The 24,519-nt window shown below is 67.6% G+C and carries 26 protein-coding genes and 1 tRNA gene; 14 read left to right on the top strand and 13 right to left on the bottom strand.

Annotation, left to right across the window (positions count from 1 at the left end; genetic code table 11):
- Positions 1 to 1,107, top strand: coding sequence for an E3 binding domain-containing protein (locus ABXG85_RS05570; RefSeq protein ID WP_353512735.1), 1,107 nt, complete (start codon positions 1 to 3; stop codon positions 1,105 to 1,107).
- Between the two features lie 41 nt (positions 1,108 to 1,148).
- Here ABXG85_RS05570 and ABXG85_RS05565 read toward each other — a convergent pair whose 3' ends face one another.
- From ABXG85_RS05565 to ABXG85_RS05555, 3 genes are read right to left on the bottom strand one after another with little or no spacing between them, the layout of a single operon-like run.
- Entirely contained in the window at positions 1,149 to 2,501 is a 1,353-nt protein-coding gene (locus tag ABXG85_RS05565) for an NAD(P)(+) transhydrogenase (Re/Si-specific) subunit beta (RefSeq protein ID WP_353512734.1), read from the bottom strand.
- On the bottom strand, positions 2,501 to 2,803 hold the full coding sequence (locus ABXG85_RS05560; RefSeq protein WP_008630585.1) for a proton-translocating transhydrogenase family protein: 303 nt from the start codon (positions 2,801 to 2,803) through the stop codon (positions 2,501 to 2,503). The genes ABXG85_RS05565 and ABXG85_RS05560 overlap by 1 nt, the downstream gene beginning before the upstream one ends.
- Positions 2,803 to 3,930 carry an NAD(P) transhydrogenase subunit alpha gene (locus ABXG85_RS05555; protein ID WP_353512733.1) on the bottom strand — a complete coding sequence of 376 codons (1,128 nt, stop codon included), beginning with the start codon at positions 3,928 to 3,930 and terminating at the stop codon, positions 2,803 to 2,805. The genes ABXG85_RS05560 and ABXG85_RS05555 overlap by 1 nt, the downstream gene beginning before the upstream one ends.
- 179 nt (positions 3,931 to 4,109) lie before the next feature.
- Between ABXG85_RS05555 and ABXG85_RS05550 the strand changes: the two genes are divergently transcribed.
- Genes ABXG85_RS05550 through ABXG85_RS05540 form a run of 3 tightly spaced genes read left to right on the top strand, consistent with a single transcriptional unit; the run spans position 4,110 to position 6,947 of the window.
- Complete coding sequence (locus ABXG85_RS05550) at positions 4,110 to 4,997, top strand: DMT family transporter (protein ID WP_353512732.1); 888 nt, start codon at positions 4,110 to 4,112, stop codon at positions 4,995 to 4,997.
- Positions 4,994 to 5,806, top strand: coding sequence for an EamA family transporter (locus ABXG85_RS05545; RefSeq protein ID WP_353512731.1), 813 nt, complete (start codon positions 4,994 to 4,996; stop codon positions 5,804 to 5,806). The genes ABXG85_RS05550 and ABXG85_RS05545 overlap by 4 nt, the downstream gene beginning before the upstream one ends.
- Before the next feature lies 1 nt (position 5,807).
- Entirely contained in the window at positions 5,808 to 6,947 is a 1,140-nt protein-coding gene (locus ABXG85_RS05540; protein WP_353512730.1) for an MFS transporter, read from the top strand.
- Here the strand turns inward: ABXG85_RS05540 and ABXG85_RS05535 are convergent.
- Positions 6,929 to 8,023: a Fic family protein gene (locus ABXG85_RS05535; protein WP_353512729.1), complete on the bottom strand. Its 1,095-nt coding sequence runs from the start codon at positions 8,021 to 8,023 to the stop codon at positions 6,929 to 6,931. The two genes, ABXG85_RS05540 and ABXG85_RS05535, sit on opposite strands and share 19 nt — an antisense overlap.
- Before the next feature lie 87 nt (positions 8,024 to 8,110).
- On the opposite strand from ABXG85_RS05535, the gene ABXG85_RS05530 reads away from it, so the two are divergent.
- A complete protein-coding gene (locus tag ABXG85_RS05530; RefSeq protein WP_353512728.1) occupies positions 8,111 to 9,595 on the top strand; it encodes a YifB family Mg chelatase-like AAA ATPase in 1,485 nt (494 codons plus the stop codon).
- Here ABXG85_RS05530 and mgsA read toward each other — a convergent pair.
- Positions 9,592 to 9,969, bottom strand: coding sequence for a methylglyoxal synthase (gene mgsA / locus ABXG85_RS05525; protein WP_353512727.1), 378 nt, complete (start codon positions 9,967 to 9,969; stop codon positions 9,592 to 9,594). The genes ABXG85_RS05530 and mgsA overlap by 4 nt on opposite strands.
- 22 nt (positions 9,970 to 9,991) lie before the next feature.
- Between mgsA and ABXG85_RS05520 the strand changes: the two genes are divergently transcribed.
- Genes ABXG85_RS05520 through ABXG85_RS05505 form a run of 4 tightly spaced genes read left to right on the top strand, consistent with a single transcriptional unit; the run spans position 9,992 to position 13,027 of the window.
- Entirely contained in the window at positions 9,992 to 10,315 is a 324-nt protein-coding gene (locus ABXG85_RS05520) for a nucleotide pyrophosphohydrolase (RefSeq protein WP_353512726.1), read from the top strand.
- Between the two features lie 4 nt (positions 10,316 to 10,319).
- The gene (locus tag ABXG85_RS05515; protein ID WP_353512725.1) at positions 10,320 to 11,222 is read left to right on the top strand and encodes an ABC transporter ATP-binding protein; all 903 of its coding nucleotides are present in this window, start codon (positions 10,320 to 10,322) and stop codon (positions 11,220 to 11,222) included.
- On the top strand, positions 11,215 to 11,967 hold the full coding sequence (locus tag ABXG85_RS05510) for an ABC transporter permease (protein WP_353512724.1): 753 nt from the start codon (positions 11,215 to 11,217) through the stop codon (positions 11,965 to 11,967). Before ABXG85_RS05515 ends, ABXG85_RS05510 begins: the two co-directional genes overlap by 8 nt.
- Positions 11,957 to 13,027, top strand: coding sequence for a YbfB/YjiJ family MFS transporter (locus ABXG85_RS05505; protein WP_353512723.1), 1,071 nt, complete (start codon positions 11,957 to 11,959; stop codon positions 13,025 to 13,027). The genes ABXG85_RS05510 and ABXG85_RS05505 overlap by 11 nt, the downstream gene beginning before the upstream one ends.
- Here ABXG85_RS05505 and ABXG85_RS05500 read toward each other — a convergent pair.
- A complete protein-coding gene (locus ABXG85_RS05500) occupies positions 13,024 to 14,559 on the bottom strand; it encodes a carboxypeptidase M32 (RefSeq protein WP_353512722.1) in 1,536 nt (511 codons plus the stop codon). The genes ABXG85_RS05505 and ABXG85_RS05500 overlap by 4 nt on opposite strands.
- Before the next feature lie 230 nt (positions 14,560 to 14,789).
- Here ABXG85_RS05500 and ABXG85_RS05495 point away from each other — a divergent pair, with 230 nt between their 5' ends.
- The 3 genes from ABXG85_RS05495 (at position 14,790) to ABXG85_RS05485 (ending at position 17,372) form a co-directional block, all read left to right on the top strand.
- Complete coding sequence (locus ABXG85_RS05495) at positions 14,790 to 15,860, top strand: prepilin peptidase (RefSeq protein WP_353512721.1); 1,071 nt, start codon at positions 14,790 to 14,792, stop codon at positions 15,858 to 15,860.
- Between the two features lie 78 nt (positions 15,861 to 15,938).
- A complete protein-coding gene (locus ABXG85_RS05490) occupies positions 15,939 to 16,442 on the top strand; it encodes a DUF2939 domain-containing protein (protein ID WP_353512720.1) in 504 nt (167 codons plus the stop codon).
- Positions 16,443 to 16,451: 9 nt separating this feature from the next.
- Positions 16,452 to 17,372 (top strand): nitroreductase family protein, encoded by a 921-nt coding sequence (locus ABXG85_RS05485; protein ID WP_353512719.1) that lies wholly within the window; start codon positions 16,452 to 16,454, stop codon positions 17,370 to 17,372.
- On the opposite strand, the gene ABXG85_RS05480 is transcribed toward ABXG85_RS05485, so the two are convergent.
- Positions 17,326 to 18,135, bottom strand: coding sequence for a C40 family peptidase (locus ABXG85_RS05480; protein ID WP_353512718.1), 810 nt, complete (start codon positions 18,133 to 18,135; stop codon positions 17,326 to 17,328). The two genes, ABXG85_RS05485 and ABXG85_RS05480, sit on opposite strands and share 47 nt — an antisense overlap.
- A gap of 67 nt (positions 18,136 to 18,202) precedes the next feature.
- Between ABXG85_RS05480 and ABXG85_RS05475 the strand changes: the two genes are divergently transcribed.
- Positions 18,203 to 18,278: transfer RNA gene (locus ABXG85_RS05475), tRNA-Trp, on the top strand.
- Positions 18,279 to 18,316: 38 nt separating this feature from the next.
- Positions 18,317 to 19,015 (top strand): FAD-dependent oxidoreductase, encoded by a 699-nt coding sequence (locus tag ABXG85_RS05470; protein WP_353512717.1) that lies wholly within the window; start codon positions 18,317 to 18,319, stop codon positions 19,013 to 19,015.
- On the opposite strand, the gene ABXG85_RS05465 is transcribed toward ABXG85_RS05470, so the two are convergent.
- The 6 genes from ABXG85_RS05465 to ABXG85_RS05440 form a co-directional block, all read right to left on the bottom strand.
- Entirely contained in the window at positions 18,932 to 19,909 is a 978-nt protein-coding gene (locus tag ABXG85_RS05465; protein ID WP_353512716.1) for an A/G-specific adenine glycosylase, read from the bottom strand. The genes ABXG85_RS05470 and ABXG85_RS05465 overlap by 84 nt on opposite strands.
- A gap of 1 nt (position 19,910) precedes the next feature.
- On the bottom strand, positions 19,911 to 20,333 hold the full coding sequence (locus tag ABXG85_RS05460) for a CoA-binding protein (protein WP_353512715.1): 423 nt from the start codon (positions 20,331 to 20,333) through the stop codon (positions 19,911 to 19,913).
- A gap of 98 nt (positions 20,334 to 20,431) precedes the next feature.
- Positions 20,432 to 21,277, bottom strand: a complete 846-nt coding sequence (locus tag ABXG85_RS05455; protein ID WP_353512714.1) for an NAD+ synthase — start codon at positions 21,275 to 21,277, stop codon at positions 20,432 to 20,434.
- Positions 21,264 to 22,139, bottom strand: a complete 876-nt coding sequence (locus ABXG85_RS05450; protein WP_353512713.1) for a nitrilase-related carbon-nitrogen hydrolase — start codon at positions 22,137 to 22,139, stop codon at positions 21,264 to 21,266. The genes ABXG85_RS05455 and ABXG85_RS05450 overlap by 14 nt, the downstream gene beginning before the upstream one ends.
- A gap of 4 nt (positions 22,140 to 22,143) precedes the next feature.
- Positions 22,144 to 23,703 carry a 1,4-alpha-glucan branching protein gene (locus ABXG85_RS05445; RefSeq protein ID WP_353512712.1) on the bottom strand — a complete coding sequence of 520 codons (1,560 nt, stop codon included), beginning with the start codon at positions 23,701 to 23,703 and terminating at the stop codon, positions 22,144 to 22,146.
- A gap of 4 nt (positions 23,704 to 23,707) precedes the next feature.
- Positions 23,708 to 24,517, bottom strand: a complete 810-nt coding sequence (locus tag ABXG85_RS05440; RefSeq protein ID WP_353512711.1) for a [LysW]-aminoadipate kinase — start codon at positions 24,515 to 24,517, stop codon at positions 23,708 to 23,710.
- Between the last annotated feature and the right edge of the window lie 2 nt (positions 24,518 to 24,519).

Here is a 24,519-nt window from a genome sequence, read left to right as displayed (position 1 = left end):
ATGGAAGAACCCAAGATCACGCCCCTGGCAAGGCGGCTGGCCGAGGAGAACGGCATAGACTGGCGCCGCCTCCAAGGCACGGGCCCCGAGGGAACCATCGTGGAGCGGGACATCCTGGCCTTTTTGGCCAAGGTGATGGCGGGGGAGGTGGACCTGCCCCCCATGCCGGAGGAGCCGCCCCCCGTCCTGCCGGAAGAAGACCTGCGGCGGGCCCAAGAGGCCTTGGGGAAGGAAGGGGTGGACCTTTCGGAGCTCCTCCCCGAGCCCCCCAAGACGCCCACGGTGCAGATAGAAGAGCTGGAGGAAGAGGCCTTGGAACTGGAGCCGGTCCTGGAGGAAATGGACCTGGACCTGGACTTGGAGGAAGAAGCCCTGGTGGTGGCGGAGGAGCCGCCCCCTGTCATCGAGGAGGACCTGGCCCTTCCCCCGGAAGAACCCGCCCCAAGCCCCCTGGAGGCGGAGCTCGAGGCCCTCTTGTCCGAGGAGGCGGAACCGGAGAAGACCGCTCCAAGCTCCTTGGAGGAAGAGCTGGCCGCCTTCCTGGCCGAGGAAGAAGCCGTCCCCGAAACGCTTTTAGCCGAGGAGGACTTCCTGGCTGAGGAAACCGCCCCGCCTTCCCCCGAACCCTCGCCCCCAGCCCCCGCCCCCATCCCAGGGGCCCCCACCGCAGCTACGCCCGCCTTCACCCTCCTCAGGGTCTACCGCCGCCGTTTCGACCCCACCCCCCTGCAAGACGCCCTAAAGGCCTTTGCCCAGTTCCACGGGGTGCCGGAAAACCCCTTGCCCTTCCTCCTCAAAGGGGCAGAAAGGGCCCTAGCGGAACTGGAACTTCCCCTAAGGCCCCTCCTGGGCCGGGTGGAGGGGGAAACGGCCATGGGGCTAAGGCCCCTAGGGGACTTCCTCGCCCTCTTCCGGCAAGAAACGGGCGAAACGGGCGAAGGCCTCCTCTGCTTCGCCGGGGAAGAAGAGTTCCACACGGGCCGCCCAAGCCTCTTCCTCTCCCCAGAAGGGGTCCTGGCCGCCTCGGGCCTGGAAGCCCCCCTGGCCCGGAAACTTTTGGAAAGGGTGGCCCTCTACTTGGAAAACCCCGTGCTCCTGCTCGCTTAGACGACCGCCCCGGGGTTTCCCCGGGGCGGCTTTCTTTGGCGCTAAAGCTTCTTCAGAGCCTGGGTGAGCTGGGTCAAGACCTGCTGGGCGTCCCCGTAGAGCATGCGGGTGTTGTCGGCGTAGAAGAGCTCGTTTTCCACCCCAGCGAAGCCCTTCCCCTGCCCCCGCTTGATGACGATGACGTTCTTGGCCTTGTCCACGTCCAGGATGGGCATGCCGTAGAGGGGGCTTCCCGGGCGGCGGGCGGCGGGGTTCACCACGTCGTTGGCCCCGATGACCACCGCCACGTCCACGGTGGGGAACTCGGGGTTGATCTCCTCCAGGTCCTTGAGCTTGTCGTAGTCCACCCCGGCCTCCGCCAAAAGCACGTTCATGTGCCCTGGCATCCGCCCCGCCACGGGGTGGATGGCGAACTTCACCTCCACGCCCCGGCTTTCCAGGAGGTCGGCCAACTCCTTCACCTTGTGCTGGGCTTGGGAAAGGGCCATGCCGTAGCCCGGGACGAAGACCACCTTGTTGGCGTAGGCCAGCATCACGGCGGCGTCCTCCACGTCGATGGGCTTGAGGCTCCCCTTGACCTCCCCCGCCTCCTGCTCCACGCCGAACCCGCCCACCAGCACGTTCCAAACCGAGCGGTTCATGGCCCTCGCCATGAGCACGGTGAGGAGGGTACCCGCCGCCCCCACCAGGGTGCCCGCCACCATGAGGGCTGGGTTGCCCACGGCGAAGCCCTCAAAGCCCACGGCCATGCCGGTGAAGGCGTTGTAAAAGGAGATGGCCACGGGCATGTCCCCCCCGCCAATGGGTAGGGTCATGAGCACGCCAAACAGGAGGGCGAGGAGGAAGAAGAGGACGATACTCAAGGTGGGGTCGTTCCAGAGGAGGGAAAAGCCCAGGACCACCGTGACCAAGAGGACCAGGGCGTTGACCACCTTCTGCCCCGGGAAGAGGATGGGGCGGCTCCGCATGAGGCCCTGGAGCTTGGCGAAGGCGATGAGGCTTCCCGTGAAGGCCACCGAGCCGATGAGCCCGCCCAGGATGGCCAGGGCCATGAGCCCAGCGTTCTCAAAGGCCCCCTTCAGAAGCTCCACCGCAGCGATGGTGGCGGCAGCGCCCCCGCCCATGCCGTTGTAGATGGCCACCATCTGGGGCATGTCCGTCATGGCCACCCGCACCGCCGCCCACCAGGCCACCACGGAACCCAAGGCCAAGGCCAGGAGCATGAGGCCGAAGTTCCCCATCTCCGGCCAGAAGAAGGTGGCCAAGACCGCCAGGACCATGCCCCAGCCCGCCCAGACGATGCCGCTTTTGGCGGTGGTGGGATGGGCCATGCGCTTCAGGCCCACGATGAAAAGGATGGCCACCACGAAGTAGGCCGCCTGGATGAGGTCCATTACTGACCACCCCCCTTGCCGGGCTTCTTCTCAAACATCTCCAACATGCGCACGGTGACCGCATACCCCCCGGCGGCGTTGGCTGCCCCCAGGATCACGCCCAGGAAGCCGATGAGCTTTTCCAAGCCGGTTTCCGCATGCCCCAGGACCACCATGGCCCCCACCACCACCACCCCGTGGATGAAGTTGGACCCGGACATGAGGGGGGTGTGGAGGATCACCGGCACCCGGGTGATGAGCTCGTAGCCCAAGAAGGCCGTGAGCACGAAGATGTAAAGGGCGGACCAGAAGCCGAACTCCATCACGCACCTCCCAGAAGGGCCTTGGTGGGCCCGTGCAGGATCTCCCCTTCCTTCATCAGGAGCGCACCTTGGACGATCTCGTCCTCCCACTTGGGCGCAAACTCGCCCTTCTCGATGAGGAGGCTAGAGAGGTTGAAGAGGTTTTTGGCGTACATCTCCGAGGCGTGCACGGAAAGCTCGCTGGGGAGGTTTAAGGGGCCATAGATCCGTACCCCCCGCACCTCCACCACCTCCCCCGGCTTGGTGAGGACGCAGTTGCCCCCGCTTTCCGCCGCCAGGTCCACCACCACGGTCCCCGGCTTGAGCCTTTCCATCATGTCCTCGGTGAGGAGGATGGGGGCGCGGCGGCCCGGCACCTGGGCGGTAGTGATGAGGACGTCCATCCCGGCCACGTGCTCGCGCAGGGCCTCGTGCTGAATGCGCTTCTCCTCCTCGGTGAGCTCCCGGGCGTAGCCGCCTTCCCCCTCGGCGCTGATGGGAAGCTCGATGGGCTTGGCCCCCAAGGAGACGGCCTGTTCCACCGCCGCCTTGCGCACATCGTAGGCGAAGACCTGGGCACCCAGACGCTTGGCGGTGGCGATGGCCATGAGCCCCGCCACCCCCACCCCCATGACCATCACCTTGGCCGGGCGGATGGTGCCCGCCGCCGTGGTGAGCATGGGGAAGAAGCGGGGGGAAAGCCTAGCCGCGTGGACCGCCGCCAGGTACCCCGCCACCGTGGCCTGGCTGGAGAGGGCGTCCATGCTCTGGGCCCGGGTGATGCGGGGGATGAGTTCCATGGCGATCACCGTGGCCTTCTTGGCGGCTAAGGCGCGTACCAAGTCGGGGTTTTTGTGGGCCTGGACAAAGCCCACCACGATGGCTCCAGGCTCCAGCGCCTGGATGAGGTCCTCCGGAGGGGGTTGGACGGTGAAGAGGAGGTTGGCGCCTTTTAGAAGCTCTCCTCGCTCCACCACCTCCGCCCCCGCCTCCTGGTAGGCGGCGTCCGGGTGGTGGGCGCCTTCCCCGGCGCCCCGTTCCACCCGCACCCGGGCGCCCCCCTTCACCAGGCGGGCCACCACCTCGGGCACTAGGGCCACCCTTCTTTCCCCGGGAGCCCGTTCCTTGGGAACCGCTACGGTCACCATAGGACCTCCTTCGGGGGCAGTATACCAATCCAGGTAAGGACGCCTGTCCCAGGCGGAAGCCCTCCTTTACACCGTCCCGGAAGGAAACCTACACTTCCTGAACCCTATCATCAAAGGACCCCGCAAGGGGCGGGGAAAAGCCCTTCGCAAGCCCCGCCTTTTCGTGGAAGAATACCGCCATGCGCCCCTCGAGGCTCACCCTCCTCGCCGTGCTCCTCGCCGGTATCCTGGCCATCAGCTTCGGCAGCATCCTGGTGCGCCTAAGCCTCGAGGCCTCCCAAGACCGGAGCCTCGCCTTCAGCCTGGTGATGAGCGCCGGGCGCCTGGGTTTTGCCGCTCTGCTCCTCGCCCCGGGCTGGCTCAGGCCCTTGCGGGAGAAAAAAGGGCTTCCCTTCGCCGTGGGGGCCGGGGTCTTTTTAGCCCTCCACTTCGCCTTCTGGATCACCTCCCTCTCCTACACCTCCGTGGCGGCAAGCACCGCCCTTGTCACCACCAACCCTGTCTGGGTCACCCTTTTCGGCTGGCTCTTCTTCGGGGAGAAGCCCTCCGGCACCACCCTCCTCGGGGTGGCCGTGGCCCTTGGAGGTGGGCTTCTCATCGGGCTCGGGGACGCGGAGGGGGGCGGGGGGGAAAACCCCCTCTTGGGGGACCTCCTGGCGGTCTTAGGGGCGGTGGCGGTTTCCTTTTACTTCCTCCTGGGGCGGGAGGCCCAGCGGCGGGGGCTATCCACCCTGGAGTACATTCGGGTCGCCTACACCGTGGCGGCCTTGGTCCTCCTGCCCCTCCCTTACCTCTTCGGGGGCAGGTACGGCGGGTATCCCCCCGCCGTCTACGGCTACATCCTCCTCATGGCCCTTCTGCCCCAACTCGTGGGGCACACCAGCTTCAACTGGGCCACGCGGCACATCCCCCCGGTCCTCGTCACCCTGGCCATCCTCTTCGAGCCGGTGGGGGCGAGCCTCCTGGCCTTCTTGCTCTTTGGGGAGCTCCCCGGCCTTCCCGTGCTCCTCGGGGCCTTGGTCCTGCTCCTGGGCGTGGGCCTGGCCGTGGTGGGGGGTAGGCGGTGAGCTTCGTGGCCCTGGCCGCCCTCCTTTGGGGCCTGGGAGGGGCCTTGGCGGGGCGTTTCATGGAGGGCATCCCCCCGGGGGTCCTCATCCCCTTGCGCTTTCTCCTGAGCTTCCTCCTTCTCCTTCCCCTCGTCCTCCACCACCCCCCAAGGCCGGAAGAAAGGCGCCGCCTCCTGGCCGTGGGCTTCGCCCTTTCCGGGGCCCAGGCCTTTTACTACCTGGCCATCCACACCACCACGGTAGCCACCGGGATCTTCCTCCAGTACCTAGCCCCTGCCCTCCTCACCCTCTACGCCCTCCTCCGCCGGGAAAGGCTTCCCGCCCGGGCCCTTTTGGGGGTGGCCTTGGCCCTCCTGGGGGCCTACATCCTGGTGGCGGGGAGAAAGGGGCTAGAGGGTAGCCCCGGGGGCGTGGCCTTTGGCCTTTTGGCCGCCCTTTCCTTCGCCCTTTACGCCGCAAGCTCCCAGGGGCTAAAGACCCCGCCCCTGGTGAGCCTGGGGGTGGCCACCGGGGTAGGTAGCCTCCTCTCCTTGCCCGTCCTCCTCCTAAACCTGCCCCACCTCCTCACCTTGGACCTCGAGGCCTGGGGCGCGGTGGGGTACCTTGTCCTTTTCGGGACCCTCCTCCCCTTCGCCCTCTTCCTGCAAGGGGTGCGGCTGGTCCCCGCCCGGGAGGCCACCCTGCTGGCCATGCTGGAACCCGTGGCCGGAGCCCTTTTCGCCTGGCCCTTGGCGGGCGAGCCCTTGCGGGCGGAGGCCCTTTGGGGCGGCGCCCTCATCCTTTTAGGGGTAGCCTTAAACCGGAGGTGATATGGCGGCGCGGGTGTTTTTCCTTTTCACCCTGGGCTATTTCCTCTCCTACTTCTACCGCTCGGCCAATGCGGTGCTGGCCAAAGACCTCTCCCAGGACCTGGGGCTTGGGCCGGCGGAGCTCGGCTTCATGACGAGCCTCTTCTACTTAGCCTTCGCCGCGGTGCAACTCCCTTTAGGAGGGTTTTTGGACCGGGTAGGCCCCCGGGTGGTGACCCCGGCCCTCCTCCTGGTGGCCGCCTTAGGGAGCGTGGTCTTCGCCCTGGCGCCGAGCTTTCCCGTCTTGGCCCTGGGCCGGGCCCTCATCGGGGTGGGCATGGCCGCGGCCCTCATGGGTTCCCTCAAGGCCTTTAGCCTCTGGTTCCCCAAAACCTACGCCACGGTTTCCACCCTGCTGGTGGGCCTCGGGGCCACGGGGGGGCTTTTGGCGGCCACGCCCTTAGCCCTCCTCAAGGAGGCCCTGGGCTGGCGGGGGGTCTTTCTCCTCGCGGCCTTGGCGGTGGTGGGGGTGGCCCTGGCCATCTACCTGGGGGTGCGGAACACCCCCCCGGGGGTTCCCTGGCCCAAGGCCGGGGGGGGTGGGGGGCTGAGGGAGGTTTGGGGAAACGGGAGGCTCCTCCGGGTGGCCTTCTTGGCCCTGGCCTTCGCCGGGAGCTTCCTGGCCCTCCAGACCCTTTGGGCGGGAGCGTACGGGTACCACCTGGGGCTTGCGGCGGTGGCGGTGGGGAACCTCCTTTTCCTCTACTCGGGGATGGCGGTCTTGGGGTTCCTCGTGTCCGGGTACCTAGCGGACCGCCTGGGCACGGCCCGGGTGCTTTTCCTCTCCGCCTTGGCCTTCGCCCTAGGCCTCCTTTTGCTCCTCCTTAAGCTCTTGGCCCCCGCCTACGCCCTTTTAGGCTTCTTCGGAGCCTTCAACATCCTCACCCTCACCCAGGCCCGGGAACTGGTGCCAGGCCACCTGGTGGGCCGGGGCACCACCCTGGTGAACCTCTTCGGCATCGGCGGCACCTTCCTCCTGCAGTGGGGGGTGGGGGTCGTGGTGGGAAGCCTGGGGTACGCGTGGGCCTTTGGAGGGCTTCTCCTCCTGCTCCTTTTGGCCCTAGGGCTCTACCTGCCCTTGCTTCAGAAGTCCTCCGGGTGAAAGAGGAGGCGCTGAAGGTCCTTCACCCGCTCAGGCCAGTCCGGACGAACGGGAGGAAGCGGCTCAGGTAAAGGAGCCGCCCGCTCCCGCGTCCCCAGGAAGAGCCAAGGGTGCGAGCGAAGAGGCCCTCTCCCCGCCCGACGGTACACCACGAGCCTACCCCTATCCACCCAAACGTAAAGGATGGGCTTCGCCACCCCCAGGGCCCGGGCCACCTCCTCCAAGGGCAAGAGGTCGGCAAAGCGCAAGAGGGCCAGGGCCACGACGTTATCCAAGCGGGCGAGAAGGGACTCCCCCAGGAGGGAAGCTAAGGGCACCCAGTCGCCCAAGTCCAACGCCTCCACCAAAGCCTCGGGCGTAGGCGGGGGAAACCCTTGCTGGAAGCCTTGGTCCGCTCGCTCCAGGGCCTTGTAGTAGCGGTTGCGGTCTTCGGCCTCGAGGCCCTTGACCACCAGGGGAGGCAGGCCGCTGCGGATGGCCACATAGTTGAGCACAAGCCGCCCTACCCGCCCGTTTCCGTCCCGGTAAGGGTGGATGGCCTCAAAGAGAACGTGGACCTTGGCCAAGGCTTCCAGAAGGTCGTCCCGTCGTAGGATTTGGGGAACCGCCTTGACAAAGGCCCGAAGGTAGTCGCTCGCCTCCAAGGGTGGCCTCACCTTGGCCCCCTGGATGCGGCGCTCTACCCCGTCAGCAGGCCTCCCCCGCTCTTTCTCCAGATCCGTTTCCCGGAAAAGCTGGCCGTGGATGTTGTTCACAAAGGCCACGTCCAGATGCCAAGCCTCCTCCTGCAGGTCCTGAAGGGCCTGCTCGTAGACGAACTGGGCCGTGCGAAAGTAGTTCAAAACCTCAACGGCGCCCTTTTTCCCCTTGAGGACGTCCCGGAGTTCCCGCTCCGTGGCGAAATAGCCTTCTATAGCCAGGGAATGACGGGTGTCTTCCTGAAGCATGTAAAGCCACTCCTCATTAGCCACCTGGACCAGGTGAAGGTCTATCCCCCCGAAGCGGCGGAGGAGGACCAGCCGTTCCTCCAGGGCGCGGCGAAGTTTGTTATATGCGGCTCTGGCTTCTCGTGGCATCCGATCCCAATCTTATCGCAAAAACCCCACTGATAGGAAAAGGCCTCCCCCCTTGGCAAACTAACAAACTTTCGTTAAACTCCCTACATGCTAGCCCAGGTGCGAAGCTACGCCCTCTTCGGCCTGGACGCGGTTCCGGTGACCGTGGAGGTGGATGTTAGCCCCGGGCTTCCCACCTACGCCCTGGTGGGCCTCCCGGACAAGGCGGTGGAGGAGAGCCGGGAACGGGTGCGGGCCGCCTTGAAGAACGCCGGCTTTCCCTACCCCCAGGCCCGGGTGGTGGTCAACCTGGCCCCGGCGGAGCTGAGGAAGGAGGGGAGCCACTTTGACCTCCCCATCGCCTTGGGCCTCTTGGCGGCCCAAGGGGTGGTGCCCTGGGAGGCCCTCTCCGGCCTGGCCGTGGCGGGGGAGCTGGGGCTAGACGGCACCCTCCGCCCGGTGCCGGGAGCGGTGAACCTGGCCCTGGCCGCCCTGGCCGAGGGCAAGAAGCTCCTCCTCCCCAAAGGAAGCGCCAAGGAAGCGGCCCTGGTGGAAGGGGTGGTGGCCCTGGGGGCGGAGAGCCTAGCCCAGGCGGTGGCCCACCTGCGGGGGGAGGACCACCTCCCCCCCGCCCATCCCGAAGACCCTGCGGAAGCGGTGGAGGTCCTGGACCTCCGGGACGTGAAGGGGCAGGCCAAGGCTAAGCGGGCCCTGGAGATCGCCGCCGCCGGCTACCACCACCTCCTCCTGGTGGGAAGCCCGGGCTCGGGGAAGACCATGCTGGCGCGGCGCCTGCCCTTCCTCCTCCCGCCCCTCTCCCGGGAGGCCGCCTTGGAGGTGACCCGCATCCACTCCGCCGCGGGGAAGCCGGTGAAGGGCCTTGTGCGCACGCCCCCCTTCCGCGCCCCCCACCACACGGTGAGCTACGCCGGGCTCATCGGGGGCGGGGCCATCCCTAAGCCCGGGGAGGTCTCCTTGGCCCACCGGGGCGTCCTCTTCCTAGACGAGTTTCCCGAGTTCTCCCGGGATGCCCTCGAGGCCCTCCGCCAACCCTTGGAGGACGGGGTGGTCACCGTGGCCCGGGCCCGGGCGAGCCTCACCTTCCCCGCCCGCTTCCTCCTGGTGGCGGCCATGAACCCCTGCCCCTGCGGCTGGTACGGGGACCCGGAACGGCCCTGCACCTGCACCCCCTCTGCCCGCCAACGCTACGCAGGCCGCATCTCCGGGCCCCTTCTGGACCGCTTTGACCTGGTGGTGGAGGTGCCCCGCCTCACCCCAAGCGAGCTTTCCCGCGCCCCCGAGGGGGAAGGTACCCAAGCGGTGCGGGAACGGGTCCTAAGGGCCCGGGAGCGGATGCTCGCCCGCCAAGGAAGGCCCAACGGGGAGCTTGCAGGCCGGGCCCTACGGGAACACGTCCGCCTCACCCCGGGGGCCGAAGCCCTTCTGCAGTCTGCTGCCAAGAAGCTCCTCCTTTCCGCCAGGAGCTACGACCGGCTCTTGCGGGTGGCCCGCACCATCGCCGACCTCCTCGAGGCGGAAAGGGTAGAGGAAGCCCACGTGGCCGAGGCCCTGGCCTACCGCAGGACCCTCTAGCCCACCAGGGAAGCAAGCCACGGAACCAAGGCTTCCGCCGCCATGGGGTTGGTGGCGAGGGGTACCCCGTGCACGTCGCAGACCCTTAAGAGGGCCTGGACATCGGGCTCGTGGGGCTGGGCGGTGAGGGGGTCCCGAAAGAAGAGGACCGCCAAAATCCGCCCCTCCGCCACCCGGGCCCCCATCTGCTGGTCCCCGCCCAAGGGGCCGGAAAGGAGCCTCTCCACCTGTAGCCCCGTGGCCTCCTCCACGCGCCTTCCCGTGGTGCCCGTGGCCACCAAGGGAAAGCGGGCCAAAAGCTCCCGGTGCCTCCGGCAAAAGTCCACCATGGCTTCCTTCTTGGCATCGTGGGCGATGAGGGCAAGGGCCCGCATGGGGGCATTGTACGCTTGGGGCATGGAGCCCCTCACCTTTAAGGAGGCGCAACGCCAGGTGGACGCTTGGATCTCCCGGTTCAAGGAGGGCTACTTCCCGCCCCTCCTCATGCTGGCCCGCCTCGCGGAGGAGCTGGGGGAAGTGGCCCGGGTTTTGGCCCACCGTCACGGCAAGAAGCCCAAGCCAGGGGAAGCGGAAGGGGATTTGGCGGAGGAACTGGCCGATCTCCTCTTCGTCCTCATCTCCTTGGCCAACCGGGAAGGGATTGACCTGGAAGAGGCCTTCCGCAAGGCCATGGAAAAGTACCAAAAGCGGGACGCCACCCGCTGGAGACCCCTAGACTAGGACCATGGAACCCCTTCTCCAGGCCCGGGGGCTCGTGAAGCGCTTTGGGGCCCTCGCCGCGGTGCGCGGCGTCAGCCTCGCCCTGCGCCCCGGGGAGGTTCTAGCCTTCTTGGGCAAAAACGGGGCCGGCAAAACCACCACGGTGAAGATGCTCTCCGGCCTCCTCCTTCCCGATGAGGGGGAGGTGCGCCTCTTGGGCCACGACCCCTTCCAAGACCCCAAGGCCCTCCGCCACCTGGGGGCGGTGCTGGAGGGCAACCGCAACGTTTACTGGCGACTTACCCCTTTGGAGAACCTGGTCTACTTCGGCGTGGCCCGGGGGCTTCGCCTGAAGGAGGCTAGGAGGCGGGCCCTGGCCCTCTTGGAAGGGTACGGCCTCTTGGAAAAGGCCCACACCGAGGTGCGCCACCTCTCCCGGGGCATGCAACAGAAGCTCGCCCTCCTCCAGGCCCTCATCCACGATCCCGAGGTGCTCCTCCTGGACGAGCCCACCCTGGGCCTGGACGTGGAAACCGCCCTCTTGGTGCGGGAGAAGATCCGCGCCCTGGCGCAAAGCGGCAAGGCCATCCTCCTCACCACCCACCAACTGGAGGTGGCCGAGGCCCTGGCGGACCGCATCGCCATCATCCACCAAGGGGAGGTGGTGCTGGAAGGGGAAAAGAAGTCCCTCCTCGCCCGCTTCGCCGGGGACCACTACGTGCTGGAGCTAGAGGGCCCCGTCCCGGAAGGGGTCTTGGCCCGGCTCCGCACCCTGGGGGTGGAAGGGGATGGGCCCTTCCTTTTCCGCGGGAACGGGGAGGCCCTCTGGCAGGTCCTCGAGGCCCTCAAGCCCCTCCCCCTCAAGCGGGTGGCCAGGGCGGAGGCGGATCTCCTGGAGGTCTTTTTGAAGGTGGTGGGCCATGCTTGACCTTTTCCTGGCGGAATTCTGGCGCAATCTCCTCTACCTCCGCCGCTACCCCCTGGAGCTTCTGGGAGCGGTGGTCACCTTGAGCCTCATCTTTTACCTCCTCTTCCTCGGGGCCCGGTTCCTGGCGGGGCCGGGGGCAGAGTTTGGGGGAAGGCTGGAGGCGGTCTTGGTGGGTTATCTGCTTTGGACCTTTACCCTTGCCGCCTACAACGGCCTCGCCTTCGGCCTCATGGAGGAGGCGCAGACGGGCACCCTGGAGCAGGTCTTCCTCACCCCCTACGGGCCCATCCCCCTCTTTTTGGTGCGGAACCTGGCGGGGCTCCTTTCCCAGGGCCTATTGGTCTTCCTCATCGCCTTGGTCCTCATGGCCCTCACCGGGGCCCGGCTCGCCTTCGCCCCCGGGGTCATCCTCCCCTTCCTGGCGGTGCTCCTCGGAGGGTACGGCCTGGGCTTCGCCATGGGGAGCCTAGCCCTCCTCTACAAGCGGGTGGGGCAGCTTCTCGGGCTTTCCCAGTTCCTGCTCCTCTTCCTTCTCCAGGCCCCGGGCACGGGCCTTTTCGCCCTCCTCCCCCTAGCCCCGGGAGCGGCTTTGGCCCGGGGGATGCTGGCGGAAGGGGCCCCCTTGGATCCCTGGGCCTTGGGCCTCGCCTTCCTGAACGGCCTGGCCTACCTAGGCGTGGGCCTCTTCCTCTTCCGGCGGGCGGTGCGCCGGGCCAAGCGTCTGGGTCTCCTCCATGGCTATTAGGGCGCTCCTCCTCGCCCTGGGGCCCGGGGTGGCCCTGGGCCTGGGGCGCTTCGCCTACGCCCTGGTCCTTCCCCTTATGCAGGGCTCTTGGGGGCTCTCCTACGCCCAAGGGGGGCTTTTGGGGAGCGCCAACACCCTGGGGTACTTCCTGGGGGCCCTCTTGAGCCATCGCCTTCTCGCATGGCTCGGCTACCGCAGGGGATTTTTCCTGGCCCTCCTCCTCCAAGGAGGGGTCCTGGCCCTCACCGGGGCGGGTGGGTACGCCTTGGCCTTCGCCCTAAGGTTTCTCCAAGGCGTTCTAGGCGCTTTGGTTTTTGTGGGGGGCGCCGCCTTGCTCATGGCCCTGGGAAGCTCGGGGCGGGCCCTGGGCGCCTATTACGGCGGGGTGGGTCTTGGCCTCCTCCTCGCCCCCTGGCTCCTCCTGGGGGCGGACACGCCGGAAGGGGCCTGGAGGTGGCTTGGCCTTGGGGCCTTTCTCCTCTCCCTGGCCCCCCTTTGGGCCTGGGGGGCGCTCAAGGAGCCCCCGCCCCCCGCCCGGGGGGAAGGAAGCCTTAAGCCCATCCTTCCCCTCCTCCTGGCCTACGGCCTGTACGGGGCGGGGTACATCGGCTACATGACCTTTGTGACCACGGCGGTGGGGGACTGGACCCTGCTCTTCACCCTTCTCGGCCTAGGCGCCCTCCTCACCGGGGTGGTCTGGGGCCCCTGGGTGGAGCGGGTGGGGGGAAGGCGGGGGCTCTTCCACGTGCTCCTGGTGCTCTTTTTGGGAAGCCTCCCCCCCTTGGCCCAAGGGCTTCCCGGGCTCAGCGCCTTCCTCTTCGGCCTGGCCTTCCTGGGGGTCATCACCGCCATCACCCAGGCCTTCCGTAGCCTCCTGCCCCCCTCCGCCTGGCCCCGGGCCATGGGGCTTTCCACGGCGGCCTTCGCCCTGGGCCAAGCCTTGGGCCCCACCCTGGCGGGCCTGGGCGCCGAGGCCTTGGGCCGGGGGGAGGGGGCCTTGTGGGTGGGAAGCCTCCTCCTGGCCTTAGCCCTCCCCCCCGTCTGGCCCCGGCGGGGCTAGAAGCCGTAGAGGGCGGCGAACTTGCGCTCCAGGTAGGCGAGGAAGGGCTTGGCGCTTGGGGCCTCCCCCGTCACCCGCTCCACCAAGGCCTTGGGACGGAAGCGGCTCCCCTCGGCGTGGATCTTAGCCCGGCTCCAGTCCAAGAAGGGCCGGAACTCCCCCCGGACGAACATGGGCTCGAGGGGCCCAAGCTCCGCCTCCGCCCGCTTAAAGAACTGGGCGGCGTAGAGGTTGCCTAAGGTGTAGGTGGGGAAGTAGCCGAAAAGCCCCCCGGACCAGTGGACGTCCTGCATGACCCCGTCCTTGTAATCCTGGGGAGCCACACCCAAGTAGGCCCGGTACTTTTCCGCCCAGGCCCCGGGAAGGTCCTCTAGGGCAAGCTCGCCCCGGAAGAGGGCCACCTCCAACTCCAGGCGCACCAGGATGTGAAGGTTGTAGGTGACCTCGTCCGCCTCCACCCGGATGAGGGAGGGGGCCACGGCGTTCACGGCAAGATGGAATTCCTCCGGGTTCACGTGGGCGAGGCTGGCGAAGACCTCCTTCGCCCGGGGGAAGAAGCGCTCCCAAAAGCCCAGGGAGCGGCCCACCAGGTTCTCCCAGGTGCGGCTTTGCGACTCGTGCACGCCCAAGGAGACCGCCTCCCCCCGCGGCGTGCCCCAGTGCTCCTTGGGAAGGCCTTGCTCGTAGAGGGCGTGGCCCATCTCGTGCAGGGTGCCGAAGATGCCGGCGTTGAAGAAGTCCTCGTAGTAGCGGGTGGTGATGCGCACGTCCCCCGGGCCGATGGAGATCTCGAAGGGGTGGGCCGTGGGGTCCAGGCGGCCGGCCTCGAGGTCGTACCCGCAGGCCTGGAGGAGCTCGAGGGCGAAGGCCCGCTGCGCCTCCTTGGGATAGTGGCGGTGGAGGATCTCCGTCCTGGGCTGTCTGGCGCTACCCAGGATGCGGTCCAGAAGCCCCTTGAGCCCCTCCCGGAGCTCGGCGAAGAGGGGAAGGAGCGCCTGAACCCGCATCCCCGGCTCGTATCCGTCCAAAAGGGCATCGTACACCTCCCCGTAAGGCGGGTCCCCGGGGGCGGGGGGAAGGGCATAGAGGATATGGGCCTTCTCCTGGGTCAGGGAGAAGACCCGCTTCAGGTAGGGCAAAAAGCCCTGCCAGTCGTTGCGGGGCCTAGCCTCTTCCCAGAAGCTTTCGCTCTCGCTTTCCGCCTGGGCCAGCTCCACGGCGAGCCTCTCGGGAATGGCCCGGGCCCGCTCGTAGGCCTGGCGCCACTCCCGCATGTTCACCGCCGCATCGGAAAGGGGGTCTTGCACCAAGGAGGAGCCCTCCACCCGCTCCAGCCACTCCCCGATGCGGGGGTCGGTCATGCGCTGGTGGAGAAGCCGGGCCAGGGCAGCCATCTGCCGGGCCCGGTGCTCGTGCCCCTTCTTGGGGATCATGGTGCGCTGGTCCCAGGCGGCCAAGGCCCCCAAGGAGGCCAGGTAGGCGCTTTCCCTTTGGAACTCCAAGAGGTTTTGGTAAGCAACTTCCGGCGTCACGGAAGCATCCTACACCTGAGGTGTGAAAGCGGAGCCAATGGCCTCCCAACTGCCCAAGGGCAGGCCCTGGGGCGGACGAAGCAGGCCGAGCCCGAAAGGCGCCTTGGCCTGTCGGGGGCTTTGGGCGGCGGGAAGGCTCCCAAGGCCACCTCCTGGAAACCTCCCTGGGACTTCCCAGGCCATCCCCCTGTACCTCAAAGGCCAAGGCCCATATTCCGTAAAATGCCCCCATGTGGCCCCTCTTTTCCTTGGTCTTGGGCCTTTTGGTGGGCTCCTTCCTCAACGTGGTCATCCACCGCCTGCCCAAGGGGGAGTCCATCGTCTACCCTCCTTCCCGTTGCCCCCACTGCGCCCACAGGCTTTCCGCCTTGGACCTCGTTCCCGTCCTTTCCTACCTGGCCCTTAAAGGGCGGTGCCGCTACTGCGGTGAGCCCATAAGCCCCCGTTACCCCCTGGTGGAGGGGCTCACGGGGGGGCTTTTCCTCCTGGCCGCCCTCTTTTACCCGCCCTCGGCGCAGGCGGTCTTGGTCTTCGCCTTTTTGGGCTTCCTGGTGGCCCTCTCCTTCATCGACCTGGACACCTTTGAGCTTCCCGACGCCCTCACCTACGGCCTCCTCTTCCTGGGCTTCCTTGGGGCTTGGCTCCTTTCCTTTCCCCTCCCCTTGGGCGAAGCCCTGGACGGGGCCCTCCTGGCCGCGGGGGGGCTTGGGCTCATCGCCGGGTACGCCAACCTCTTCCTAAGGCGCTTTCAAGAGGGCCAGGCCGAGGTTCCCGTGGGGCCCCACCAGGTGCACATGGCGGCCCTCTTCGGGGCGCTTTTGGGCCCCGGGGTGGGGATGGCCTTAGCCTTTCTCACCTGGGCCCTTTCCGGGCGCACCGGAAAGCCCGTGGTCCTGCCGGACCGCCTGACCTTGCCCCTTTTGCCCCTGGCCCTCCTCCTTGCCCCCGCCCTAGGCCTGGACTTTCTGGAAAGCCTAAAAGGGGCCCTCCTCGCCGCCGGGGGTCTGGCCCTGACTGGGGGGCTTTACTGGGCCTTTAGGCCCGTACCGGAAGGCGAAGAGGAAGAGCCCGTGGCCCTGGGTTACGGGGACGTGAAGCTCTTGGGGGCCTTGGGCGCCTGGCTTGGGCTTTACGCCTTCTTGGCCCTCTTCCTCGGGGTCTTGGCCGGGGCCTTGGCCGGGCTCCTCTTCCGCCAACGCAAAATCCCCTTCGGGCCCTACCTGGCCCTCGGGGGGGTGACGGCCTTCTTCTTCGGTCAGGCTATCTGGGAGGCATATTTGCGCTTTCTTGGAATTTACTAGCGAGGCTTATGGCCTGTATTCTGTAGAAGGAATGGGTTTATCCTTTTACCCAGGCTTTAGGAAGGTTTAGGAGGAGCCATGAAGAAACCCCTATGGATCGCCCTTTCGGCCCTGGTCCTCGTGGGCGCAGCCTTGGGCGCGTACCTCTGGGCCTCGCCTTACCTCTTCCTCCGCCACCTGCAAAACGCCATCCTGGCGGGCGACCGGGCCCGGCTGGAACGCATGGTGGACTTCCCCCGGGTGCGGGAGGGGCTTAAGGCCCAGATCAACGCCCACATGCTTCAGGAGGCGGCCAAGGAGGCGGAGAACAACCCCTTCGCCGGCCTGGCCTATCTCTTCGCCGCGGGCCTGGTGAACGCCTTTGTGGAAGCCCTCCTCACCCCCGAGGGGCTCGCCGCCCTGGGCACAGGGGCCGAGCCCGGCCAGGCCCCCAAGGAGGAGGTGAAGAACTGGCGGCTACGGTACCTGGACTTCCGCACCGCCTACATCCACCACAAGGACGACCCGGAAAGCCGGCTCTACCTGGAGCGGCAGGGGCTTTTCGGGTGGAAGGTGGTGCGGCTGGAGGTCCCCTTGCAGTAGGATGCCTCCGTGGACCTTCTGGAAGTCCTGGCCAAACGGCGTAGCACCCGCCGCTTTAAGCCCGAGCCCATCCCCGAGGAGGACCTAGACAGGCTCCTCTTCGCCCTGCAGCGGGCCCCCACGGACGCCAGCGCCCAGCTTTACTCCGTGATCCGGGTCAAGGACCCCGCTCTCCGGGACGAGATCGCCAGGCTTTCTGGGGAGCAGGAGCATATCCGGCAGGCGGCGGAGTTTTTCCTCCTCCTGGCGGACGTCCACCGCCTGGAAAAGCTTCTGGCGCACCGGGGGCAGGCCATGGCCCCTTGGCCCCGGACCGCCCTCCACTTCGCCATCCTGGACGCCGGGCTGGCCGGGGCCTACCTGGCCCTCACCGCCGAGAGCTTGGGCTATGGGGTCTGCTTTATCGGCGGAGTGCTGAACGGGGTAGAGGCCCTCCTAGACCTCCTGGGGCTTCCCCCCGGGGTCCTTCCCGTGGCGGGCCTGGCAGTGGGCGTGCCCGACGAGGAAGGCCCGCCACGGCCGAGGCTTCCCAGGAGGCTTGTGGTCCATGAGGACCGCTACCGCCCCTACACCCAGGCGGACCTGGAAGAGGCCTACCAGGCCATGGCCCCCTACAGCCGGGTGGGGGACTGGAACCGGGTCCTAAGGCGCTACTTCGCCCAAGGGGGCACCATGGAGGCGCGGGAAAGGCCCTACGGCAGGGCCCTATCCCGCCAGGGTTTCGACCCCGACCTCCCCCCAGGGGCCCCCTTCTACTCCCTTGGGGCCCTTTTGGAGGAGGCGCTTCGGGAGGCGAGGGGGGTGCTCTTCCGCCCCGGGGAGGCCTGGCTGGAGCGGGAACAGGAGGCTTTCCGGGGCGAAGGGAGGCCAGGAGAAGCCCTTCTCACCGCCCTGAGGAAGGCCCGGAGGGAGATCCCGGACTGGCCGTAGCCTCCTGTACCACCCGCCGCGCCCCCCGGTAGACCTTTTGGTAGAAGGGCGCCTCGAGGCTCTCTATCACCACCCGGCTCCCGTAGCTCGAGGCGTGGGCGAAAACCCCCCGGCCCAGGTAGAGGCCCACGTGATCCACCTCCTTGCCCCCGAAACTAAAGAAGACCAGGTCTCCAGGGCGGAGGGTATCCACGGGGGCGAGGGCCTGGTACTGCTCCCTTGTGGTGCGGGGTAGGGCCACGCCCAGCTCCGCATACACCTGGGCCACGAAGGCGGAGCAGTCCAGGGCTAAAGGCGAGTTGGCCCCGTACTTGTAAGGCACCCCCAGGTAGCGGAGCACCGCCCGCAAGAGGGGGCTTTCGGGGTTCCACTCCTCTTCCCCCTCCACCTCCCCCCCTGGGGCAGGCGGGGCCTCCTGGGCGTTTGCGGGAAGCCGGAGGGCCTGCCCCACCTTGAGCTCAGGGGAGACGAGGCCATTGAGGCGCATGAGCTCCTCCACCGTGGTCCCATAGCGGCGGGCAAGGGAAAAGAGGGTGTCCCCGGGGGCCACCACGTGGACAGGGGCCTCCTTGGGCCTCACCTTCAGCACTTGGCCTGGCCGGATGAGGAAGCTTTCCAACCCGTTGAGCCGCATGAGCTCCTCCACCGTGGTCCCGTAGCGGCGGGCAAGGGAAAAGAGAGTGTCCCCGGGAACCACCAGGTGCGTGGCCTCCTGGGCGAAGGCGAAAAGGAAGAAGGCCAGGGCGCAAAGGAGGCGGGGCATGGAACCATTTTACGCCTCTTGCCCCCTTCCCCTTGGCGCCAGGGGTGTGCTACAATCCCCAAGGCGGGGGCCGTTAGCTCAATTGGCAGAGCACCGGTCTCCAAAACCGGGGGTTGGAGGTTCGAGTCCTTCACGGCCCGCCAAACTGCCCTCCCTCGAGGAGGGCCTTTTTCATAAGGCCATGCGGCGCTACCAGGTTCTTATCGTGGGCGCAGGCTTTGCGGGGAGCGAGGCCGCCTGGCACCTGGCCCAGGCCGGGGTGGAGGTGGGGCTCCTCACCCAGAGTCTGGACTCGGTGATGATGCCCTTCCTCCCCCCCAAGCCCCCTTTTCCCAAAGGAAGCCTCCTGGAAAGGGCCTACGACCCAAAGGACGAGCGGGTCTGGGCCTTCCACGCCCGGGCCAAGTACCTTTTGGAGGCGGAAAAGGGCCTCCACCTCTTCCAGGCCACGGCCACGGGGCTCCTCCTGGACGGGGAACGGGTGGTGGGGGTGAGGACCTGGGAAGGCCCCCCCGCCTGGGCGGAGCGGGTGGTGTTGGCGGTGGGAAGCTTCCTCGAGGCCAGGCTCTTCCTCGGGGAGGTGGAGGAGGAGGCGGGGAGGCTCTCCGAGGCGAGCTACCCCGACCTCTTCGAGAGCCTGAAGGCCTTGGGTTTCCGCTTTCTGGAAAGGGAAAGGGAGGTTCCCGAAACCCCCACCACCCCGGGCTACCGGGTGCGCTACCACGCCTTCCACCCCGAGGAGTGGGAGGAGGAAACCTTCCGCCTAAAGCGCCTAGAAGGCCTCCACGCCCTGGGCCTATGCGTCCGGGAAGGGGACTACGCCCTCATGAGCCAGGAGGGGAAGCGCCTGGCGGAGTATCTTCTCCATGAGCTTGGGTAAGGGCTTGGCCTTCGGGTCTTCCCCCTCCCCATCCCACGGGGCGCCGTATACCAAGACCCGAAGCCGGCGGTGGGTGAGGGCGTGGCGCACCTCGGCCAGGTACCGGGGCGCCACGCCGAAGGCCTGGGCCCGCGCCGCAAGCTCCCCTTCCGGCAAAAGGGGCACCCCGTAAAGCCCCCGGAAGCGGCCCGCAAGGCGCTCCAGGTACACCCCCCGCCTCCCCAGGAGGACCAAGGCGGCGAGGCGCTCCTCCCGCACCTCCCGCCTCCTCGGCCTGGGGTAGCGCCCAGGGTCCTCCCTGCCCCGGCAGAAGGCGGCGAGGGGGCAGACGGGGCAAAGGGGCTTCCGGGGTAGGCAGACCAAAGCCCCAAGTTCCATCAGGGCCTGGTTCCACTCCCCGGGGCTCTCCCCCTTAGGGAGAAGCCCCTGGGCCAGGGAAAAGAGCTCCCGGGGCGAGGGGTTTTCCAGGGCGAAGAGGCGGGCGAGCACCCGCCGCACGTTCCCGTCCACCGCCGCCACCCTTTCCCCAAAAGCGATGGCGGCCACCGCCGCCGCGGTGTAGGGGCCCAGGCCAGGAAGCTTCGTAAGCTCGGCGAAGCTTGGGGGAAGGGCCTCCACCTCCTGGCTCAGGCGGTGGAGGTGCTCCGCCCTTCGGTAGTAGCCCGCCCCCTGCCACACCCTTAGGACTTCCTCCAAGGGGGCTTCCCGCAGGTCCTTTAGGGTGGGAAAGCGCTCCAAGAAGCGGCGGTAGTAGGGGATGGCCTGGGCCACCCGGGTCTGCTGCAGGAGGACCTCGGAAACCAGGATGCGGTAGGGGTCCTTCTCCCTCCGCCAGGGAAGGGGCCGGGCGTTTTGCCGGTACCAGGCGAGGAGGGCCTTCTGCCAGGCTTCCACGCTAGAGGGGAATGGGGCCCCGGAAGAGGCGCCTGTGCTCCACCATGAGGCAGCGGTCCGCCACCACGGGGATGCCCGCCTCCCTGAGGGCCCCCTCAAAGCCGGGGTGGGCGATCCCCGACTGGAGCCAGACCAGGCCGGGCCTTAGGGCGAGGATCTCCGGGAGGTGGTCCAGGAGGGCGGAAGGGGGGCGGAAAACGTCCAGGATGTCCACCGGGCCCTGAAGCTCGGCAAGGCTTGCCGCTACCCTCTCCCCAAAGAGCTCCTCCCCGGCGAAGCGGGGGTTTACGGGCAGGATGCGGTAGCCCTCTCCCCAGAGGTACTTGGGCACGTAATGGGCGGGGCGGGAAGGGTCCTTGTGGGCCCCGAGCACGGCAATGGTCCGGGCCCTTTCCAGATAGGCCCGCAACGCCCGGTCGTCCATCACTTTATCCTCCTTTCCAAAAGCTCCGCCACCCTCTCTGGGGCACCAGAGCCTTTTGCTAGCGTCTTTCCCGCTTTACCCACCTGCCGCGCCATAGCTTAAAGCCTAAAGTCCAAGGGCCTCAGGTAAAACTCCCCGATGGCGGTGGAGGAAAGGAGGGCCACGGTGGGCAGGGCCCGCTTCCAGTGGGTGCGGTTCACCCGTTCCTTGACCCGCCGGACCTCCTCCTCGGTGTAGCCCAGGCTCAGGATGTAGGCGTCGGGGTAGCCCTTGAGGTAGTGCTCCAGGATTACGTCCGCCCGCAGGTAGCGCACCCCCAGGTCCCCCTCGTCCGTCTGGCCGGGGATGAGGTCGGCGGTGGGGGGCTTTTTCACCACCGCCTCGGGCACCCGCAGGTACTCCGCCAAGCGCCAGACCTGGGTCTTGTAGAGGTCCCCCAAGGGGTTCACGGGGGGGGTGTCGTCCCCGTGCCAGGTAAAGTAGCCGAAAAGGCGCTCCGTCTTGTTGCCCGTGCCCAGGGGGAGGGCCTTGTAGGCCTCGGACTTATCGAAGAGAACGATCATCCGGGCCCGGGCCATGACGTTCCCCTTGCGGTGGGGGGTGAGGTCGGGGGTAAGGGCGGCGTACCCCTCCACCATGGGGGTGATGTCCACCTCCTCCAGGGCCACACCAAAGGTCTGGGCCACCAGGTGGGCGTGCTCCCGGGAAAGGGGACTCGAGTCCCGATGGGGCAGGAAAAGGGCGTGGACGTTCTCCGGCCCCAGGGCCCGCACCGCCAGGGCCAAGGTGGTGGCGGAGTCCACCCCCCCCGAGACCGCCACCAGGGCCTTGGCGTACCCCCGCCAGGCCAGCTCCTCCCGGATGAAGCGGGTGAGGAAGTCCGCCACCAGGGGCCAGTTGAGCTCCAACACCTCGTGCGCCTTTGGCGCCTCAAGAAGCCTCATGCCGCCTCCCGTTGAGAACCCGGGTGAGGTCGGGGAGCAGAAGGGGTAGGCCCGCCTCGAGGTCGGAAAGGAGGGGGCTATCGTAGCGCACCGGGGGGATCCGCTCCCGGTCCAGGAGGAAGAGCAAGGCCGCCTCCTCAAAAAGGGGCGCCTCGGCCAGAATCCGCCCCTCGGGGCCCGCCACCAGGCTCCCCCCGCTCATCCCCTTCCCCCCCTCAAACCCCACCAGGCTGGCCAGGACCACGTAGACCCCGTGCTCCGCCGCCACCGCCTGGGCCAGGGTGCGCCAGCGGGCCACGTTCTCCGGGCGCTCCCCCTGGAAGCCCCTGGCCGGGCTTGCCGCCGGCACGTAGATGACCTCCGCCCCGTCCAGGGCAGCGATGGTGGCGGTGACGGAGTGCCAGAAGTCCTCGCAGATGAGGATGGCGGCCCGGCCGAAACGGGTGTTAAAGGCCTCCACCCGCCGCCCCCGGGCCAGATAGCGCTCCTCATCAAAGACCCCGTAGGTGGGGAGGAAGACCTTGCGATGAACGTGGACCACCCGGTGGGGAAGCTCCAAGTAGGCGGCGCTGTTGTAGTAAGCCCCCTCGTCCCGCTCGTAAAATCCCACCACCACGTCCAAAAGCCCCTCCCAGCCCACCTCCCGGTGCACCTGGGAGAGAAGCTCCAAGAGCTCGTGGCGGGTCAGGGCAAGCTCCCGCACCCCACCTTGCAGGAAGTAGCCGGTGAGGGCGGTTTCGGGGAGGACCACCACCTCGGGGGCATGGGGCCTGAGGAGGCTTAGGGCCTCCTTGAGGCGGGCCAGGCTCTCCCGCAACCTTCCCTTTTCCGGCCGGAACTGGAGGATGGCGTGCCGGACCACAGCCTTATCCTAGCTCCTGGTAAAGCCTGAAGTCCGCCTCGGGAAAGGGGTTGTCCCGCTCCTCGAGCTCCTTTAGCTCCTCCGGGGAAACCCCTCTCAGAAGGCGGAAGAAGCGCTCGGCGTGGGCCCGGTACCGCTCCTCGGCGTACTCCTTGGCCTGGCCGGTGTCTATGAGGAAAGGCCAATCGGAAGCCTCCAGAAGGAGAAGCTCCCGCATGGCCTGCTGCAGCACCTGGGACGGCAGCACTCCCCGCCGCACCGCCTCCCGCATGGCCCTTTCCGCCCGGTAGACCTGCCGCCAGTAGTCCCAGGTGGCCTCGTTGAGCCAGACCCGATGGTCCCCGCCCCGGCCCCAGGACCCCTCGGGTAAGGCGGTGCGCACGGCGGGCCCCTGCACCGCCTCCTTGGCCGTCACCGCCTTCACCCCTTCTGCCCGGGCCAGGCGCCGCAACACCTCCTCGAGCCAAGCCACCCCCTCGTACCACCAGTGGCCGAAAAGCTCGGCGTCGTAAGGGGCCAGGATGACCCCATGGGGATGGCGGCGGGCGAGGTGGGCCACCAGGGCCACGAAGTGGGCGGCGTGCTCCCGCACCTTGGCGAAGGCCGCCTCGGGGTCATAGGGGGCCTTGGCGGCCAAGTCCGCCTGGCGGTGGGTAACCCGCCAGTGGTGGAGGCCGGAAAGGGGGTCCTTGCGGTGGAACTCGCGGTAAAGGCCTTCCCCCGGGTAGCCGTAGTCGGCACTCCAAACCTGGAGGGACGTTTCCAGATTGCGGGCGAGAACCCGAAGCCCCGACTCCAGCTCGTGCACGTAAAAGGTGGCCTCCCCGCTTTCCACCGGCCCCAAGCTGGCCTCCCCATAGGGGGAAAGGGGCTTACCCCCCTGGACCAGGTGGGCGTCCACGAAGGTGTAGCGGATACCCGCCCGCATCAAGAGCTCATCCACCCCAGCCCTAGGCCCCTCTGGAGGGCCTTCCACCGGAGGCTTCCAAGGCCCCTTGGGACGGTAGGCCATCTCGGGGAGCCAAAAGCCCGTGGGGTGCTGGGCGAAGTGGCGGCGGTGGGTGGCCACCCCGGTCTTGATCTGGGCCCAAAGGGCCTCGTCGTAGCCGAGGAGGGGCGAGTAGCCGTGGGTGGCGTTGGAGGCAATGAGCTCCACCTGCCCCCGGTCCTGGGCCCGGCGGAAGGCGGGCAGGAGCTCCCCGGAAAGGGAATGGAAGTGGTCCAGGGTGAGTTCCCAGAAGGCCACCTGGTGGCGGGCGCTTTTTTCCAGGTGGGTGCCCTGGTAGCGGAGGTAGTCCCCTTGGGCCCGCTCCAAGCGGTCTTTGGCATAGGCGGAAAACCCTTGGCGGATGCGAAGATCCGCCAGCTGCTCCGCCAGGATGGGGGTAATCCCCAAGGTGAAGCGGGCCTCCACCCCTTCTTGCCAAAGCCTTTCCAAGGCCCGCAATAGGGGCAGGTAGGTTTCGGCCATGGCCTCGTAAAGGGTTTCCTCCCCAAAGGGCCAGACCCCATGGGCCCGCACGTAGGGGAGGTGGGCGTGGAGGACCAGGGCGAAGCGCGCCATGGGCCTAGCGTACCACGGTGCCCTCCCCCGCTAGGGCGCGCCGGATGGGGTTTTCCACCCGAGCGTCGGCAAAGACCACCCGCTTTACCCCACCCCGCACCGCCTCCACCGCCCCCATGACCTTGCGCTTCATCCGCCCCTGGGCCAGGGCCAGGTACTCGGGGTCTTCCACCTTTTCCACGGGGATTTCCCGCACCAGGCTGGCCTCGTCCGGGTAGCGGGCCAAAAGCCCTGGCACGTTGGAGAGGTAGACCAGGGCCTCCGCTTGGTAGGTGGTGGCGAGGAGGGCAGCGATCTGGTCCCCATCGGTGTTGATGGCCTCGTTCTCGTAGCTCAGGGCGGGCGGGGTGAGGACGGGGAGGTAGCCCGCCCCTAGGAGGAGGTCCAAAAGCGCCCGGTTCACCGCCTCCACCGTGCCCGTGTAGTCCCCGCGGTGGATCTTGATCTTGCCGTCTTCCACGTACTTCACCGCAGTCTTCCTGCGGCCCACAAGAAGCCTCCCGTCCAAGCCGGAAAGGCCGATGGCGTTGGCCCCTTCCCGTTGCAAAAGCTCCACCAGGCGCTTGTTCACCAGGCCGCCGTAGACCATCTCAAAGATCTCCAGGGTCCTGCGGTCCGTGAGGCGGCTCACCTGCCCCCCGGGATGGGTGAGGAAGCGGGGCGGGTGGCCCAGGGCCTCCGCCACCTTGTTGGTTTCGCTGCTCCCTCCGTGGACCAGGATGAGCCGCACCCCTTCCCGCCACAAGGAAGCCGCGTCCTTGGCCACCGCCTCGTAGTCGATGCCTTCTGCGCCGCCCACCTTGACCACGATCATGG

It is taken from the genome of Thermus sp. LT1-2-5 (genome assembly GCF_040363165.1).
Classification (GTDB): domain Bacteria; phylum Deinococcota; class Deinococci; order Deinococcales; family Thermaceae; genus Thermus.
Note: the sequence above shows the minus strand (reverse complement) of the source record. Positions and strands in the feature narration are given on the sequence as shown.

Coding starts and splice junctions, on each gene's coding strand:
- ABXG85_RS05570 (WP_353512735.1), top strand. CDS start 1: ATGGAAGAACCCAAGATCACGCCCCTGGCAAGGCGGCTGGCCGAGGAG.
- ABXG85_RS05565 (WP_353512734.1), bottom strand. CDS start 2,501: ATGGACCTCATCCAGGCGGCCTACTTCGTGGTGGCCATCCTTTTCATC.
- ABXG85_RS05560 (WP_008630585.1), bottom strand. CDS start 2,803: ATGGAGTTCGGCTTCTGGTCCGCCCTTTACATCTTCGTGCTCACGGCC.
- ABXG85_RS05555 (WP_353512733.1), bottom strand. CDS start 3,930: ATGGTGACCGTAGCGGTTCCCAAGGAACGGGCTCCCGGGGAAAGAAGG.
- ABXG85_RS05550 (WP_353512732.1), top strand. CDS start 4,110: ATGCGCCCCTCGAGGCTCACCCTCCTCGCCGTGCTCCTCGCCGGTATC.
- ABXG85_RS05540 (WP_353512730.1), top strand. CDS start 5,808: ATGGCGGCGCGGGTGTTTTTCCTTTTCACCCTGGGCTATTTCCTCTCC.
- ABXG85_RS05535 (WP_353512729.1), bottom strand. CDS start 8,023: ATGCCACGAGAAGCCAGAGCCGCATATAACAAACTTCGCCGCGCCCTG.
- ABXG85_RS05530 (WP_353512728.1), top strand. CDS start 8,111: ATGCTAGCCCAGGTGCGAAGCTACGCCCTCTTCGGCCTGGACGCGGTT.
- mgsA (WP_353512727.1), bottom strand. CDS start 9,969: ATGCGGGCCCTTGCCCTCATCGCCCACGATGCCAAGAAGGAAGCCATG.
- ABXG85_RS05520 (WP_353512726.1), top strand. CDS start 9,992: ATGGAGCCCCTCACCTTTAAGGAGGCGCAACGCCAGGTGGACGCTTGG.
- ABXG85_RS05515 (WP_353512725.1), top strand. CDS start 10,320: ATGGAACCCCTTCTCCAGGCCCGGGGGCTCGTGAAGCGCTTTGGGGCC.
- ABXG85_RS05510 (WP_353512724.1), top strand. CDS start 11,215: ATGCTTGACCTTTTCCTGGCGGAATTCTGGCGCAATCTCCTCTACCTC.
- ABXG85_RS05505 (WP_353512723.1), top strand. CDS start 11,957: ATGGCTATTAGGGCGCTCCTCCTCGCCCTGGGGCCCGGGGTGGCCCTG.
- ABXG85_RS05495 (WP_353512721.1), top strand. CDS start 14,790: ATGTGGCCCCTCTTTTCCTTGGTCTTGGGCCTTTTGGTGGGCTCCTTC.
- ABXG85_RS05490 (WP_353512720.1), top strand. CDS start 15,939: ATGAAGAAACCCCTATGGATCGCCCTTTCGGCCCTGGTCCTCGTGGGC.
- ABXG85_RS05480 (WP_353512718.1), bottom strand. CDS start 18,135: ATGCCCCGCCTCCTTTGCGCCCTGGCCTTCTTCCTTTTCGCCTTCGCC.
- ABXG85_RS05470 (WP_353512717.1), top strand. CDS start 18,317: ATGCGGCGCTACCAGGTTCTTATCGTGGGCGCAGGCTTTGCGGGGAGC.
- ABXG85_RS05460 (WP_353512715.1), bottom strand. CDS start 20,333: ATGGACGACCGGGCGTTGCGGGCCTATCTGGAAAGGGCCCGGACCATT.
- ABXG85_RS05455 (WP_353512714.1), bottom strand. CDS start 21,277: ATGAGGCTTCTTGAGGCGCCAAAGGCGCACGAGGTGTTGGAGCTCAAC.
- ABXG85_RS05445 (WP_353512712.1), bottom strand. CDS start 23,703: ATGGCGCGCTTCGCCCTGGTCCTCCACGCCCACCTCCCCTACGTGCGG.
- ABXG85_RS05440 (WP_353512711.1), bottom strand. CDS start 24,517: ATGATCGTGGTCAAGGTGGGCGGCGCAGAAGGCATCGACTACGAGGCG.